The 15,021-nt window shown below is 62.7% G+C and carries 11 protein-coding genes; 6 read left to right on the top strand and 5 right to left on the bottom strand.

Going from position 1 to position 15,021, the window contains the following annotated elements:
• The first annotated feature begins 38 nt into the window (after nucleotides 1-38).
• The 4 genes from ftsZ to recN all read left to right on the top strand — a co-directional run bounded on the left by ftsZ (nucleotide 39) and on the right by recN (nucleotide 5,278).
• Nucleotides 39-1,595: a cell division protein FtsZ gene (gene ftsZ / locus V0U79_RS08045; protein ID WP_330198978.1), complete on the top strand. Its 1,557-nt coding sequence runs from the start codon at nucleotides 39-41 to the stop codon at nucleotides 1,593-1,595.
• 144 nt (nucleotides 1,596-1,739) lie between these two features.
• The gene (gene lpxC / locus V0U79_RS08040) at nucleotides 1,740-2,639 is read left to right on the top strand and encodes a UDP-3-O-acyl-N-acetylglucosamine deacetylase (protein WP_330198977.1); all 900 of its coding nucleotides are present in this window, start codon (nucleotides 1,740-1,742) and stop codon (nucleotides 2,637-2,639) included.
• An 89-nt stretch (nucleotides 2,640-2,728) separates the two neighbouring features.
• Entirely contained in the window at nucleotides 2,729-3,565 is an 837-nt protein-coding gene (locus tag V0U79_RS08035) for an outer membrane protein assembly factor BamD (RefSeq protein WP_330198976.1), read from the top strand.
• Between the two features lie 12 nt (nucleotides 3,566-3,577).
• A complete protein-coding gene (gene recN, locus V0U79_RS08030; protein ID WP_330198975.1) occupies nucleotides 3,578-5,278 on the top strand; it encodes a DNA repair protein RecN in 1,701 nt (566 codons plus the stop codon).
• Here recN and V0U79_RS08025 read toward each other — a convergent pair.
• On the bottom strand, nucleotides 5,275-6,807 hold the full coding sequence (locus V0U79_RS08025; protein ID WP_330198974.1) for a M20/M25/M40 family metallo-hydrolase: 1,533 nt from the start codon (nucleotides 6,805-6,807) through the stop codon (nucleotides 5,275-5,277). The genes recN and V0U79_RS08025 overlap by 4 nt on opposite strands.
• An 85-nt stretch (nucleotides 6,808-6,892) precedes the next feature.
• On the opposite strand from V0U79_RS08025, the gene ligA reads away from it, so the two are divergent.
• Nucleotides 6,893-9,001, top strand: a complete 2,109-nt coding sequence (gene ligA / locus V0U79_RS08020) for an NAD-dependent DNA ligase LigA (protein ID WP_330198973.1) — start codon at nucleotides 6,893-6,895, stop codon at nucleotides 8,999-9,001.
• Here the strand turns inward: ligA and V0U79_RS08015 are convergent.
• Together V0U79_RS08015 and V0U79_RS08010 are read right to left on the bottom strand one after the other, a co-directional pair.
• On the bottom strand, nucleotides 8,998-9,534 hold the full coding sequence (locus tag V0U79_RS08015) for a hypothetical protein (RefSeq protein ID WP_330198972.1): 537 nt from the start codon (nucleotides 9,532-9,534) through the stop codon (nucleotides 8,998-9,000). The two genes, ligA and V0U79_RS08015, sit on opposite strands and share 4 nt — an antisense overlap.
• A complete protein-coding gene (locus tag V0U79_RS08010) occupies nucleotides 9,534-11,366 on the bottom strand; it encodes an aminopeptidase P family protein (protein ID WP_330198971.1) in 1,833 nt (610 codons plus the stop codon). The genes V0U79_RS08015 and V0U79_RS08010 overlap by 1 nt, the downstream gene beginning before the upstream one ends.
• Nucleotides 11,367-11,506: 140 nt before the next feature.
• Here V0U79_RS08010 and V0U79_RS08005 point away from each other — a divergent pair, with 140 nt between their 5' ends.
• Nucleotides 11,507-11,665 (top strand): hypothetical protein, encoded by a 159-nt coding sequence (locus tag V0U79_RS08005; RefSeq protein ID WP_330198970.1) that lies wholly within the window; start codon nucleotides 11,507-11,509, stop codon nucleotides 11,663-11,665.
• 125 nt (nucleotides 11,666-11,790) lie between these two features.
• Here the strand turns inward: V0U79_RS08005 and V0U79_RS08000 are convergent, their stop codons facing one another.
• Together V0U79_RS08000 and V0U79_RS07995 are read right to left on the bottom strand one after the other, a co-directional pair.
• Entirely contained in the window at nucleotides 11,791-12,648 is an 858-nt protein-coding gene (locus V0U79_RS08000) for a 50S ribosomal protein L11 methyltransferase (RefSeq protein ID WP_330198969.1), read from the bottom strand.
• Nucleotides 12,645-14,942 (bottom strand): ATP-dependent helicase, encoded by a 2,298-nt coding sequence (locus V0U79_RS07995; protein ID WP_330198968.1) that lies wholly within the window; start codon nucleotides 14,940-14,942, stop codon nucleotides 12,645-12,647. The genes V0U79_RS08000 and V0U79_RS07995 overlap by 4 nt, the downstream gene beginning before the upstream one ends.
• Nucleotides 14,943-15,021: the final 79 nt, after the last annotated feature.

Here is a 15,021-nt window from a genome sequence, read left to right as displayed (position 1 = left end):
TCCAGTATTAACCTTTAGGCTTCGTATACGGAGCGGCCATGCCCCTGAATATTTCCGTCCCCGAAACGACTGAACTTCGTCCACGCATTCTTGTTTTTGGCGTGGGTGGTGCCGGTGGCAACGCCGTCAACAACATGATCGAATCCCAGCTGGAAGGCGTCGACTTCGCGGTCGCGAATACTGACGCCCAGGCGCTGACCCGGTCCAAGACCGAGCGCCGGGTCCAGATGGGTGCTGCCATCACCGAGGGACTGGGTGCGGGTGCGCGGCCGGAAATCGGTTCGCAGTCTGCAGAGGATTCGCTTCCGGAAATCATGGAGCACCTGGCCGGCGCCCACATGGTGTTTATCACGGCGGGCATGGGCGGAGGCACCGGGACCGGCGCAGCGCCCGTGATCGCGCGGGCCGCGCGCGAGCAAGGTATCCTGACCGTTGGCGTGGTCACCAAGCCGTTCCATTTTGAAGGCACGCGCCGCATGCGCATCGCTGACTCAGGCATCGAGCAACTGCAGGAGCATGTCGATACGCTGATTGTCATTCCCAACCAGAATCTGTTCCGGATCGCGACCGAGAAGACGACGTTCGCCGAAGCTTTCCAGATGGCGGATGATGTTCTCCACTCCGGCGTTCGCGGCATTACCGATCTGATGGTCATGCCGGGCCTGATCAATCTCGACTTTGCCGACGTCCGTGCGGTGATGAACGAGATGGGCAAGGCCATGATGGGGACCGGAGAGGCGTCCGGCGAGAAACGCGCGACCGAAGCAGCGCACGCGGCGATTGCCAACCCGCTGCTGGACGATGTGTCTCTGGATGGCGCAACCGGTGTGCTGATCAACATCACCGGCGGCTATGACATGACCCTCTACGAGGTCGATGAAGCGGCCAACGAGATCCGCAACCAGGTCGACCCGGATGCGAATATCATTGTCGGCTCGACCTTTGATGAAGCGCTGGACGGCACGATGCGCGTATCGGTCGTTGCGACCGGTATTGATGCCGAGCGCCAACAGGCCATGGACCCGCGCCGCGCCCAACAACGTACAGCCGCACCTGCGGTTGACCCACATGCCGGCATCCTGCCGTGGAAGCGCGAAGGGGCGGGTGAGCGCCCGGGCGCTGCCGCCGCACCGCGCAATGGCCCACTAGTCGCGCGCCTGCAGCCGGAAAAAGCCGAATACAAGCCGGCGCCTCAGGCACAGCGCGAATTGGAGCCTGAGATTAACTCCATGCCTGATCCGGTCTCCGAGGAAATCGAGCATGACCCTTATATGGAGGCAGATGAACGGCCTCAGGTCATTCGCGATCAGGAACGGATTGCCGCCGAAGCAGATCGTATCCAGCGTGAGCCGGCTCCGCGGATTGAGGACGAAGCGCCCGCCGAGGAAATGGAAGAAGAGCGCAAGCCGTCCTTCTCCCTGTTCGGCCGCCGCAAGCGTCCGATGGCACCTGTCCCGAAGACGGCGCCGCGCCGGACAGATCGCATGGAAGACGAGGTTAGAGAAACCCGTCCTGCTACCGGGGATCTCTTTGGAGGAGACGGTGAAGACACCGATCTCGAAATCCCGGCATTTCTGCGTCGCCAGGCCAACTGATTCATCTGTTTCGACTGCGTAACAATCCGCAACAATGCTTTAATTGCGGCAGCGCACACAGGCTTTAAGGAAGAGCGTGAAGGAGTTTGCACGAATTGTGCATTCTCCATTTGGGGCTCGTTAAGCGATTAAGGGTGTGTGGGCGTGAGTAACCGGAAAACATTGGCAGCGGTATCGGTCTGCGCGGGCATTGGCCTGCATTCCGGAAAGCGCGTTCGCATGGTGCTCAAGCCGGCCTCACCGGGCACGGGCATTCACTTCGTGCGCACCGACCTGACGGGTGACAACCGGATTGCCGCCCGTATCGCCAACGTCACCACGGTTCGTCTTGGCACCACGATCGCCAATGAGGCGGGCGCCAGCGTCGCCACCGTCGAACATCTGATGTCGGCCCTTGCGGGTCTGGGTGTCGATGATGCCGTGGTGGAGATTGATGGCCCGGAAACACCGGCGATGGACGGTTCTGCCGCGCCTTTCGTGGAACTGATCCGTCAGGCCGGCCTGAAGGAAAGCGCTGCGCCGCTGCGCGTCATGCGTATCCTGAAACCGGTGTCTATCGAAATGCAGGGTCGGACCGCGACCTTCCTGCCCTCGATTAAGCCGGCCATTGATGTCGAGATTTCCTTCCCGCATCCCACTGTCGGCCGCCAGCGCTATGCGTTTGACATTTCCGACCAGATTTTCTCCGAGGACGTCGCGGCTGCCCGGACCTTCGGCTTCCGCAAGGATGTCGAGGCCATGCATGCTGCCGGTCTGGCCCTTGGCGGATCGATGGATAATGCGGTTGTAATTGACGATGGTGGTATCGCCAATCCGGAGGGCCTGCGTTTTGCTGACGAGTTTGCCCGGCACAAGGCCCTGGATGCGCTCGGCGATCTGTCGCTGGCCGGTGCGCCCATCTTCGGCCGCTACTTCGCCCACCAGCCCGGGCATGCGTTGAATGTCGCCGCGGTACGGGCGTTGATGGCAGACACGTCGGCCTGGAGGATGGTTTCCTACGCGGATGCCGACGAGGCTCTCGAAGCAGCTTCAGTTGACGGCTGAAGCAGTTCTTTCAAGACCCAGCAGCTTGCGTTACAACTCCCCCGGAATCTGAATTACCAGCCGGTCGGATGGCCTGGCGCGGAGCTGACATGAATTTTCTGACGCGTGTGATTTTTGTGCTTCTGGCTGCAGCCCTGCTGCTGGGTTGTCAGTCGCGCCGCATTTCAACCGAAACCGTTTATGTCGAGCGCGAGGTCGAGACGATCTACGCAGCGGCTATCGAGCAGATGGAACGCGGAAGCTATGGCAACGCTGCCGATCAGTTCGACGAGGTTGAACGCCAGCACCCGTATTCGGAATGGGCCCGCCGCGCCATGCTGATGGCGGCTTATTCCAATTACGAAGCCGGAAATTACGAGGAAGCGATCTCTGATGCCGAGCGTTTCATTGCTCTGCACCCGGGTAATCGAAGCGCGCCTTATGCCTACTATCTCGTGGCGATCAGCCATTTCGAGCAGATCCTTGATGTCGGCCGCGATCAGCAGGCAACGATGAATGCCCTCAATGCACTGGAACAGGTCGTCCGCCGCTATCCGAACACGCGTTATGCACAGGATGCCCGGCTGAAGATCGATATGACGCGCGACCATCTCGCCGGCAAGGAAATGAGTATTGGCCGCTGGTATCTGCGGCGTGGTTTCTATCTGGCAGCTATCAACCGTTTCCGGAATGTGCTGGAAAATTACGAGACGACGACCCATGTGCCTGAAGCGCTGCACCGGATCGTCGAATCCTATGTCGCGCTCGGCGTAGATAATGAAGCGACGCAGGTGGCGTCGGTACTCGGCTACAATTTCCCGGGCAGCGAATGGTATGAAGACACTTACCGCCTGTTGACGGAAGAAGGCATTGCCATCCCGAACCCGGATCTCCAGCCCGATAATCCGACCTATTGGCAGCGTCTGATGGACCGCCTGTTCGGCTAGAGCGATAGCCGGATGCTGACAGCCCTCTCGGTCAGGAACATTGTTCTCATCGATGCGCTGGATGCGAGTTTCGAGGCGGGCCTCTGTGCGCTGACCGGCGAAACCGGTGCCGGTAAATCCATCCTCTTGGGAGCCCTTGGTCTGGCGGCCGGCGAACGCGCAGACAGGGCGCAAGTTGGCAATCTCTCCGATGAAGGTCGGGCGGCCGCCACCTTCGACATTTCACCCGACCATTCCCTTCACAGCCTTTTGTCTGAAGCCGGAATTGCCGCCGAGCCGGGCGAAGCCCTGATTCTGCGCCGGCGTGTGACCGCCGATGGCCGCAGCCAGGGCTGGATCAATGATCAGCCGGCCAGTATCGGTCTGGTCCGCCAGATCGGTGATCTCCTGGTCGAGGTGCATGGTCAGCATGACGGGCGCGGCCTGCTGGATCCGAAAACGCATCGCGGTCTGCTGGACGCCTTTGCCGGGAATCACAGTGAGCGGGCGGCTGTCGGTGACGCCTGGCAGCAGCTGGCCGCGGCTCGCGACCGTCTCGACTCGCTACGGGCAACACAGGCCTCCGCCAATGAGCAGGAGGCGTATCTGCGCCAGTCGCTGGAAGATCTGGATGCGCTTGAACCCGTAAAAGGCGAAGAAGCCGGCTTGGCCGAAGAGCGCAAATTCCTGCAGAACGCCGAGCAGGCGCTGGCCGAGCTGGAGGAAGCACGTCAGTCGCTGGATGCCGATGGCGGCCTGTCGGCGCGGTTGAATGCCGCCCTGCGCGGCATGGAAAAGGTGCGCGCTTCACTTGGTGAAGGTGAAGCGGGTACGGCCGGTGCAGCTCGCACTGCGCTGGAACGGGCAACCAGCGCGCTGGATCGGGCCCTGATCGAGTTCACCGAAGCGGAAGAGGCCCTGGCCGATGCGGCGTCCACCTTCGAGATTGAACCGGGCCGGTTGAACGAGGTGGAAGAGCGCCTGTTTGGTCTGCGGGCTGCAGCGCGAAAGCATGATGTCACGGTCGACGATTTGCCGGAACTGAGAAGCAATCTGGCCGACAAGCTGGAGGCGATCGAGCATGCGGATGATCGTGTGCGCGAGGCGGAAAAAGCCGTTGCCGGCGCCGAGGCGGCATATGACTCCGCTGCGGTGAGGCTGACGAAATCGCGGGAAAAGGCGGCTGGCGATCTGGCCAGGGCGGTGATGGCTGAACTGCCACCGCTGAAGCTCGAAAAGGCGCAGTTTCGCGTCGCCATCGAAAGCGGTCCGGACCGCGCGGGAGCAAATGGCCGGGATCGTGTGGCCTTCGAAGTGATGACCAATCCGGGAACGCCCTTTGGCCCGCTCGACAAGATTGCCTCGGGCGGCGAGCTGTCCCGTTTCGCTCTGGCCATCAAGGTTAGCTTGTCCTCGGGCGAGGATGGTTTGACCCTGATCTTCGACGAGGTCGACCAGGGCGTGGGTGGTGCCGTGGCTGCAGCGGTCGGCAAGCGGTTGAAACGGCTGGCAGAAACCGGACAGACACTGGTAGTTACCCACTCGCCGCAAGTCGCGGCTATGGCGGATCATCACTGGAAGATCGAAAAGGCGGAGGATGGCGAGGGCCGCGTGCGGACCACGCTGCGTCCACTCTCCGGCGCCGAACGCCGCGAAGAGATCGCCCGCATGCTGTCGGGCGAGAATGTCACCGATGCGGCCCGTGCCCAGGCTGACGAACTGATGGCCGGCTAGTCGGTCTCCCAGTCATCCGCGAGGATGGCGGCGTATAGCTCGATCCCGTCCCAGAGATGCCCGATGCGCAGATTTTCATTCGGCGCATGCTGGGAATTGTCGGGATTGACCACCGGCACAATGGCAAACGGCGTATTCGTCACATCAGAGATTGGCGCCAGTGGCAGGCTGCCACCCAGCAGCGGCACCACCCGGACAGGGCGCTCGCTGGCCTCGTCGACAAGCTCGACAAGGTGACCGATCAGCGGATGCCCGGCCTCGGTGCTGGCGGCTTCATATCCAGCGCTCTCCCAGTGAACTTCGGCAATATGCGTATGCTCCAGCCGTTCGGCATCGGTCGGCTCGCGATCCAGCACGACATAGCCTTGCGCCTCGATATGCGCATTCATGCGTTCGCGCAGACGTTCCAGAGACATGCCCGGCACGACGCGGAAGCCGATCGCCGCGCTGGCCCGGTCCGGAATAGCGTTGCGGGTACCCGGTCCGACCGTGCCCGCATCCAGCCCGAGAATATTGAGCGCCGGCACCATGACGGCTTCACCATAGAGCGCGCCCGGGCCCCATTCGGTGCGGGCAATGCCGGGCTCTTCCAGAAGGCTGGCTTCATCGAACGCTCCCGCTTCCAGATACCCGCGCGCGGTCTCCGAGATCGGCAGCACGTCATCATAGAAGCCCTCGACCAGCACACGCCCGGTCTCGTCGCGCATGGAGGCAATCAGATGCGCCAGCCTGGCTGCCGGATTGGGAGCGACATTGCCGTAATGGCCACTGTGCAGGACGCGCTCGGCGCCATGGATGGTCACCTGCATGGAGGTGACACCGCGCACCCCCAGCAATACGCGGGGATCGCCGCGCGTATCGATGGGGCCGTCGGCAATAAGCCAGAGATCGGCCTGCAAGAGGTCACGATGTGCTTCCAGCAAGTCGCGCAGGTGAGGGGAGCCGGCCTCTTCCTCGCCCTCCAGGAAGAAACGGATATTGACGTTGGGGCCCTGCCCGGCGGCGCGCAGCGCATCGATCGCGGCGAACATGGCAATCAGCGGGGATTTGTCATCGCTGGAGGAGCGCCCATAGATACGCCAGTCCGGATCGATTTCACCCGCCAGCGGGTCCGCGATGATCTCCGCCCCGTTTTCCAGCCGCCCGGCACGGATGACCGGATCGAACGGATCGCTGGCCCAGTTCTCTGGTTCCACCGGCTGGCCGTCATAATGGGTATAGAGCATCAGTGTCCGGGTCGCACCGGGCACCGTAAGCTCGCCATAGACCGCCGGCGAGGCATCGCCAGCTTCCAGGATGCGGCCTTCAATGCCGCGCGCCTCCATCAGTGCGATGATGTGGCGGGCATTGGCCAGCATGTCCTCGCGATTGTCGGCGACATTGGGCAGGCGCAGGAAGTCCAGCGTCTCGGTCAGGATCGCGGCCTCGTTGGCTTCGCGGAATTCGCGGGCGGCCTGCGTAACATCCGTTTGTCCCAGAGCCGTTCCGGTCAACAGCGTGGCGCCGGCCAATGCAATCCATGTCTTCATGATCTTCCATCCCGATGATGAGCAACTTGCCCCGAGCCTAGCGGCACACCACAATTCACCCAACGGATTCTTTTCGGAGCCGCAAATGAGCGCATTGAAGGATGTCGAGCAATTATCGCCGGAAGAGGCGAAGGCGGAGCATGACCGGCTGGCCGGTGAAATCCGCAAGCACGACAAGGCTTACTATCACGACGATGCGCCGAAGATCTCCGATGCGGCCTACGACGCGCTGCGTCAGCGTCTGGAAGGTATCGAGGCGCGCTTTCCCGACCTGCAGACCGAGGACAGCCCGACGCGCAAGGTCGGTGCCGCGCCGTCCGGCAAGTTCGGCGAGGTCCGTCATGCCCGGCCCATGCTGTCGCTGGGCAATGCGTTCAATGACGAGGATGTTGCCGATTTTATCCAGCGGGTGCGCCGCTTCCTTGGGCTTGCCGAGGGCGATGAAGTGTATTTCACCGCCGAGCCCAAGATTGACGGACTGTCGGCCAGCCTCCGCTATGAAAAGGGCGAGCTGGTGCTGGGTGCCACGCGCGGCGATGGCGAGACGGGCGAGAATGTCACCGCCAATCTGAAGACGCTGAAGGATGTTCCCCACCGGCTCAATGGCGACGTCCCCGATGTGCTGGAGGTGCGCGGCGAGGTCTATATGAGCCATGCCGATTTTGCTGCGCTGAACGAGCGCCAGCGCGAGATCGGCAAGCCCGAATACAAGAACCCCCGCAATGCCGCCGCCGGATCGCTGCGCCAGATCGATGCGTCGGTCACGGCGTCCCGAGATCTTCGCTTTTTTGCCTATGCCTGGGGCGAGCTGAGCCAACCCCTGGCCGAAACCCAGTATGAAGCAGTCCAGCGTCTGGGTGCGCTGGGATTTGCCGTCAATCCGGAGATGACCCGCTCGGCCGATGTCGAAGGCCTTCTTGAAACCTATCGTGGGATCGAGAAGAAACGCGCCGATCTCGGCTATGACATTGACGGCGTCGTCTACAAGGTCGATCGGCTGGATTATCAGGAGCGGCTGGGACAGGTCGCTCGCGCGCCGCGCTGGGCCATCGCGCACAAATTCCCCGCCGAGCGGGCCACAACGCGCCTCAACGATATCGAGATCCAGGTCGGCCGCACCGGTGCGCTCACCCCCGTGGCCAAGCTGGAACCGGTCACGGTCGGCGGCGTGGTGGTCTCCAATGCCACCCTGCACAATGAGGACGAGATCGCCCGAAAGGACATCCGCATTGGCGATACGGTTGTGATCCAGCGCGCCGGCGATGTCATTCCGCAGATCGTTGAAGTGTTAAAAGAAAAGCGACCGGCGGATGCGGTGGAATTTACCCCGCTGACGGTCTGCCCGTGCCCGCTGGAAACGCCCACCGCGCGGGAATTCAATGAACGCACCGGCAAGATGGACGCGGTGCGCCGCTGCACCGGCGAGCTCGCCTGTCCCTTCCAGAAGAAGGAACACCTCAAGCATTTCGTCTCGCGTCAGGCCTTCGACATTGAAGGCTTGGGCACCAGGCAGATCGAGGCTTTCTTCGATGATGGCGAGATCCGCGAACCGGCCGATATCTTCACACTCGCCGCGCGCAATGAGGCCGGCGAGCTGACCCCGCCGCTGCAAGAACGTGAAGGCTGGGGCGAGACCTCCGTCCGCAATCTGTTGGCCGCCATCGAGGAGCGCCGCACCATCGGCCTGGCGCGCTTTCTCAACGCACTCGGCATCCGTCATGTCGGTGAGGGCACCGCCCGCCTGCTGGCGCGGGCCTATACCAGTTGGGAGGCTTTCAAGGCCGCGGCAACGACTGCGGCCGAACCGGGGGAAGCCCGCGAGGGCCTACTCGGCATTGATGGCGTGGGCGAAACGGCGACCGATGCGATCGGGCGATATTTTGCCGAACCCCACAATCTCGAACTCCTCCAGCGGCTGGAAGACCAGATCACGATTGAAGATGCAGAAGCAGTCGCCTCCGACAGTCCGGTCGCCGGCAAGACCATCGTTTTTACCGGTTCGCTGGAGCGCATGACCCGCGACGAGGCCAAGGCCCGCGCCCAATCCCTCGGCGCGAAAGTGTCAGGCTCGGTCTCGGGCAAGACGGATATCCTCGTTGCCGGTCCGGGTGCGGGCTCGAAGCTGAAAAAAGCCACCGAGCTGGGCATCCAGACCCTCACCGAGGATGAATGGTTTGAACTGATTGGGGGTTAGTCCCCCACCCGCCGGTAGATGCCGTCGATCCGGATATCATCGGCAAACTGCGTGAGATAGGCGCTCATCGCGCTTTCCAGCACGCCGAGATCATCGACGCGGCACAGGCCTTCGCCATCCGGTTCGATACCGAGTTCCTCGCGCACGGCTTCTTCCAGATCGACGCAATCGGGAATGTGATAGGCGATCACGCCGCCCTCATAGACCCATAAAAGGCCGAAGGAATAGGCTTCCGGCCCGTCGCGCGCGGGTATCTGCGCCAGCCAGACATCCCCGCCCATCGAGCGGAAGCGTGCATTATTGTGCGGGAAATTGTCGGCGCGGGAATAATAGCGCATGCCTCGCCCGCGCCGCACATAGCCTTCCCAGGTCGAGCCGCCCCATTCCTCGCCGGTTTCCGGATCGACCGGCGCATGCAGGAAATAGCCGCTTTCGAGCGGTTCCCCGGCCAGACGCCGGGTGATCAGATCGTCTTCCGAATAGAAGCAGCCGGCCGCCATGAGGGCGATTGCGATGACGGCCAGGAAACGCATCAGCCGGCAATCGGCTCGCAGGCTTTGGCCAGCCAGTCACCGGCGGGCGTGCCCTCTACCAGCGGCAGGACGTGTTCGCGCACACCGGCATGATAATCATTCAGCCAGGCCAGCTCTTGCGCAGTCAGAAGCGAGACATCAACCAGGCCCTTGTGGATTGGCGCCCAGGTCAGATTCTCGAAACCCATCATGTCGATCTCGCCACCCGGGATCGGGGCCGGATCGGTAACATAGATGAGGTTCTCGATGCGGATGCCGTATTCGCCTTCCTTGTAAAAGCCCGGCTCGTTTGAGCAGATCATGCCCGGCTGCAGCGGCTCGTCCGAGCCCGCCTTGGCGATGCGCTGCGGGCCTTCATGGACGCCCAGAAAGCTGCCGACGCCATGACCGGTGCCATGACCGTAATCTAGCCCGGCCATATAGAGCGGCAGGCGGGCCAGAATATCCAGTTGTCCGCCGGTCGTGCCTCTCGGGAAACGGGCCAGCGCCAGGCCGATATGGCCCTTCAGGACCAGGGTGAAGCGCTGGCGCATCTCGTCACTTGGCTGACCGATCGGCACCGTCCGGGTCACATCCGTCGTGCCGTCCGGATACTGGCCGCCGCTATCCACCAGATAAAGCGAGCCGGGTTTGAGCATCAGGTTGGAGGCTTCCGACACGCGGTAATGGGGCAGGGCGCCATTAGCGCCGAAGCCGGAAATCGTGTCAAAGGACAGATCGCGCAGCTCGGCCAGCTGGCCACGGAAGCTGGCGAGTTTCTGTGCGGCGGTGATCTCGTCGACCTCGCCGGACTGCGCCTCGGTATCCAGCCAGTGCAGGAAACGCACGAGTGCCGCACCATCGCGGACATGCGCCGCGGCCGAGCCCTTCAGCTCGGTCTCGTTCTTCATTGCCTTGGGCAGGGCCACCGGATCACGGCGGCGCACCACTGTGGCCTTGGCGCTGTCCAGCGTGTCGAAGACCCAGGCCGAGGCGGAGGACGGGTCGACGGACACCTTCGAGCCGGCCAGTTCTTTCAGCCCGGCCTCGAATTCGCTTTCCGGCCGCAGGGCAATCTCATTACCCAGGTGCGAGCGCACCTCGTCTGTCACCTTGTCGGGATTGACGAACAGTGTGGCCGTGCCGTCCTTGCGGATGATGGCCGCGGCGAGCGGCAGCGGCGAGCGCATCACATCGCCACCGCGGATATTGAACAGCCAGGCGATCGACATCGGCGCTGTGATCGCGGCGGCGTCGGCGCCATCCTCGGCGATGGCCTGACCGATGCGTGTGCGTTTGGACGCATGGTCCTCACCGGCGAACTCGATCGGGTGCGGCACGATGGGCGCCATCGGCGCATCCGGTTGTCCCTCCCAGGCGGCGTCAATCGGATTGACGGACACCGGCACCAGCTCGGCACCGGCCTTGCGCGCACCGGCTTTCAGCCGGTCCAGCGCATCCGGGCTGTGCAGCTTGGGGTCATAGCCGATACGCGCACCCGACGGTGCATTCTTCGCCAGCCAGCCGGCAACACCGGCACCGGTCAGGTCTTCCAGGCTGAACAGGCTCTGATCCACCTGCTCGCGCGATTGCACGGTATAGCGGCCATCGACGAAGACCGCGGCCTTGTCGGTAAACACCACGGCGGCGCCGGCCGAACCTGTAAAGCCCGTCGCCCAGGCCAGACGCTCGGCCCGGTCGGGCAGGTATTCATTATTATACTCGTCCTCGTGCGGGATGAGGAAACCGTCGAGCCCGGCCTCGGCCAGTTTTGCACGGAGTAGCGGCAGGTGGTCCCGGCCCCATTGCGGGCCGCCCTTCACCTCGAAAGATTGGGGTCTGTAATGTGTCATGGCGCGGAAACTACGCCGCGGCGGGGCGGCTTTCAATGCGCCTGTCAGCTATGCAAAAGCGAATGACTGGATTGAATTTTTCGCACTTCAAATTGGTCGCGCGCAGGCGCATTTGCGACTCCAACACAGGAGTAATTCAAATGTCTTCCACCAACTGGCTTTTCGCACTCAATGGCGCCGACGCCATGAGCCATCATCTCGACCGCACCCGCAGTCGCACGGGCATCCGCCGCCGCGCTTCGACCACTGACGTGAATGCTTATCTCGACTCGTCGGGCATCAAGGGCCGCAAGCGGTAATTTCCTAATTCGTCATTCCGGGTCAGGCGTCAGCCTGAACCCGGAACCCATGCCGAGAAATTGATGTTCCGGAATGGGTCCCGGATCGTCACTGCGTTTCGTCCGGGATGACGAAGAATTTTTGGCTAAACCTTCCGCACGACCAGCGTCGACCAGCCGTCCAGAGGATCTTGCCGTTCGACCACGAGGCCCAGCGCCAGATAGGCCGCGGCGACCTGGTCTTCCTGATGCTCCATCAGGCCGGAGAGGATCGCCACCGAGCCCTCATGCATGGCCATCGAAATGCGCGGCGCCAGCTCGATCAGCGGCCGGGCGAGAATGTTGGCAAACACCAGGTCAAAGGTCCGCGCGGTCAGCTTGATGTGTTCGAACCCGTCGGCGGTGAAAAAGTCGATGCCGTCGGCCTCATTCTTCACGGCATTCCGCACACTTTCTTCCACCGCATCCGGATCGATATCGCTGGCCAGCACATCCGCATCGGGCAGGGCCTTGCGCGCGGCAATCGCCAGCGCGCCCGTGCCGGTGCCGACATCCAGCACGCTTTCCGGCGTAAAACCCGCGTCCAGCAGCTTGTCGAAGGCGATCAAACAGCCGCGCGTCGTGCCGTGATGGCCGGTGCCGAAGGCCGGTCCGGCCTCAATCAGAAGCGCGATCTTGCCCTCCGGCGCTGCGTCATGGCTGCCATGCAAGGCAAAGCGCCCGGCGATCACCGGTGGCAGGCCCTTCTGAGACAGCGTCACCCAGTCTTCCTCGGGCAGGGGCTCGCAGGTAGCAGAATAATCCGCGCCCAGACCGGAGATCCGGCGTACCTCCGCCTCGTCCGGTTGTTCGGCATAGAGCGCTTCCAGCCAGCCTTCGGTCTCGTCCTCGTCGTTCTCGAATACCGACACGGAAAGGGCATCATCGCCGGAATTGCCCAGCCGCTCGGCGGCGTCATACAGCGGCGTCATCGGCCCGGAGAAGACAAGTTTCCAGAGGATCATGGCTCCGCCCTCACAAAGCTTTCGACGACCTTTTTCTCGCCGGCCTTGTCGAAGGAAACGGTCAGCTTGGCGCCATCGGCGCGCTTGATCGTGCCATAGCCGAACTTGTCGTGGAAACACCTATCGCCCGGCTTCCACTTGCCGGAACCGGCCGAGCTGGTCTCGACGAAATTCGCCTTGCCCTCGATGACGGCCGGACTGCCCTTGCGACCCCCGCCATGGGCCTGCTGATAGCGTTTCCAGCCGGGCGAAGTGTAGCTGGAGACAAACGGATCGGGCGTTTCCTTGACGCTTTCGAAGCCGGGCCCTGAATCATAATAGCCCGTGTCCGAGATCGCCTCGGCATGGTCGGCGGGCAATTCGTCGACAAAGCGAGAGGGCAGGACGGATTGCCAGCGCCCGAAAATCATCCGGTTGGCGGTAAAGGAAATGATCGCCCGCTCGCGCGCCCGCGTCAGGCCGACATAGGCGAGGCGCCGCTCCTCCTCGAGGCTGGCCGTGCCGCCTTCATCCAGCGCGCGCTGGGACGGGAAAACCGTCTCTTCCCAGCCGGGCAGGAAGACCAGCGGAAACTCCAGCCCCTTGGCGGCGTGCAGCGTCATCAGCGAGACCTCGTCACCATCCGAGGCTGTATCGATATCCGCCACCAGCGAGACGTGTTCGAGATAGGCTTCCAGCGTGTCGAACTCGCCCATCGAGCGGACCAGTTCCTTGAGATTGTCCAGCCTTCCGGCGGCCTGCGGGGATTTGTCCTCGCGCCACATGGCGGTGTAGCCGCTTTCATCGAGGATGATCTCGGCCAGCTCGTCATGGCGCATCGTGTCCGCCATCTGGTGCCAGCGGGCGATATCTCGCAGGAAGGTCTTCAGCCCGGTCTTGGCCGGCCCGCGGATCTCGTCGGTCTCGGTCATCAGCTGCGCGGCCTCGGCCATGGAAACGCCGTTCGCCCGTGCCACCTGCTGCAGCTTCTGGACACTCGTCGCGCCAATGCCGCGCTTGGGCACATTCACCACCCGCTCGAAGGCGAGATCATCATCGATCGAGCGCACCAGCCGGAAATAGGCATGCGCGTCGCGGATTTCCTGGCGCTCGAAGAAGCGCGGTCCGCCGACCACCTTGTAGGGCAGGCCCAGCATCAAAAACCGATCTTCAAACGCCCGCATCTGCCAGGAGGCGCGCACCAGAACGGCAATGTCGGAATGATTGCGCCCGCCCTTCACCCAGCTCTCGATCTCGTCGCCGACGAAGCGGGCCTCGGCCTCGCCATCCCAGATGCCACGCACCTGGACCTTTTCGCCCTCGGCATCATCGGTCCAGAGCGTCTTGCCGAGGCGCGAGCGGTTGGCGGTGATCAGGCCGGAAGCTGCGCCGAGGATATGTCCGGTCGAGCGGTAATTGCGCTCCAGACGGACGACTTTCGCGCCCGGGAAATCGGTCTCGAAGCGCAGGATGTTGTCCACCTCCGCGCCGCGCCAGCCATAGATGGACTGATCATCATCGCCGACACAGCACAGATTGTGCGAGCCTTGCGCCAGAAGACGCAGCCAGAGATACTGGCAGACATTGGTGTCCTGGTACTCGTCCACCAGAAGATAGCGGAACTTCCGGTGATACTCCTTCAGCACATCCGGATGGTTCATGAAGATCGTCAGATTGTGCAGCAGAAGATCGCCGAAATCGCAGGCATTCAGGATCTGCAGGCGGGCCTGATAGGCCTCATACAGCTTTTTCCCGGCGCCATCGGCGAACTGGTATTTCGCATCTTCGGGCAGCTTGTCCGGCGTCAGGCCGCGATTCTTCCAGCCATCGATCAGCGCGCCGAGATAACGTGGCGTCCAGCGCTTCTCGTCAATGCCCTCGGCCTGGATCAGCTGTTTCAGAAGCCGCAGCTGGTCGTCCGTGTCGAGAATGGTGAAGGAGGATTTCAGCTCCACCAGCTCGGCATGCCGGCGCAATATCTGTGCGGCGATGGAGTGGAAGGTGCCCAGCCAGGGCAGGCCCTCGACCGCTTCGCCGATCAGCTTGCCGACGCGCTCCTTCATCTCGCGCGCGGCTTTGTTGGTAAAGGTCACCGACAGGATTTCCCAGGGCCGCGCATGTCCGGTCGCCAATATGTGCGCCAGCCGCGTCGTCAGAACCCGCGTCTTGCCCGTACCCGCGCCGGCCAGCACCAGCACGGGGCCGTCAATCGCCTCGACGGCCTCGCGCTGTTCCGGATTGAGACCATCCAGATAGCCGGCCTCGCGCCGTGGCGGCTGCGGTCGGGCTTGCTGGGAAAGCGAGGTTGAGCTCATGGAAAATGTCTAACACGGCGACTCGGACAATGAGAACAAATATGGCACATCGGTGCTGCAGGGCCAGCCGTGTCACCGC

Origin of the sequence: Hyphobacterium lacteum (assembly GCF_036330345.1) — a bacterium.
Taxonomy (GTDB): Bacteria; Pseudomonadota; Alphaproteobacteria; order Caulobacterales; family Maricaulaceae; genus Hyphobacterium; species Hyphobacterium lacteum.
This window is presented reverse-complemented; position numbering and strand designations above follow the sequence as displayed.

Bases quoted from the DNA above. Each gene is read 5' to 3' on its own strand.
- ftsZ (WP_330198978.1), top strand. From the start codon at position 39: ATGCCCCTGAATATTTCCGTCCCCGAAACGACTGAACTTCGTCCACGC.
- V0U79_RS07995 (WP_330198968.1), bottom strand. From the start codon at position 14,942: ATGAGCTCAACCTCGCTTTCCCAGCAAGCCCGACCGCAGCCGCCACGG.
- V0U79_RS08010 (WP_330198971.1), bottom strand. From the start codon at position 11,366: ATGACACATTACAGACCCCAATCTTTCGAGGTGAAGGGCGGCCCGCAA.
- V0U79_RS08015 (WP_330198972.1), bottom strand. From the start codon at position 9,534: ATGCGTTTCCTGGCCGTCATCGCAATCGCCCTCATGGCGGCCGGCTGC.
- V0U79_RS08000 (WP_330198969.1), bottom strand. From the start codon at position 12,648: ATGATCCTCTGGAAACTTGTCTTCTCCGGGCCGATGACGCCGCTGTAT.
- ligA (WP_330198973.1), top strand. From the start codon at position 6,893: ATGAGCGCATTGAAGGATGTCGAGCAATTATCGCCGGAAGAGGCGAAG.
- V0U79_RS08025 (WP_330198974.1), bottom strand. From the start codon at position 6,807: ATGAAGACATGGATTGCATTGGCCGGCGCCACGCTGTTGACCGGAACG.
- V0U79_RS08035 (WP_330198976.1), top strand. From the start codon at position 2,729: ATGAATTTTCTGACGCGTGTGATTTTTGTGCTTCTGGCTGCAGCCCTG.
- V0U79_RS08005 (WP_330198970.1), top strand. From the start codon at position 11,507: ATGTCTTCCACCAACTGGCTTTTCGCACTCAATGGCGCCGACGCCATG.
- recN (WP_330198975.1), top strand. From the start codon at position 3,578: ATGCTGACAGCCCTCTCGGTCAGGAACATTGTTCTCATCGATGCGCTG.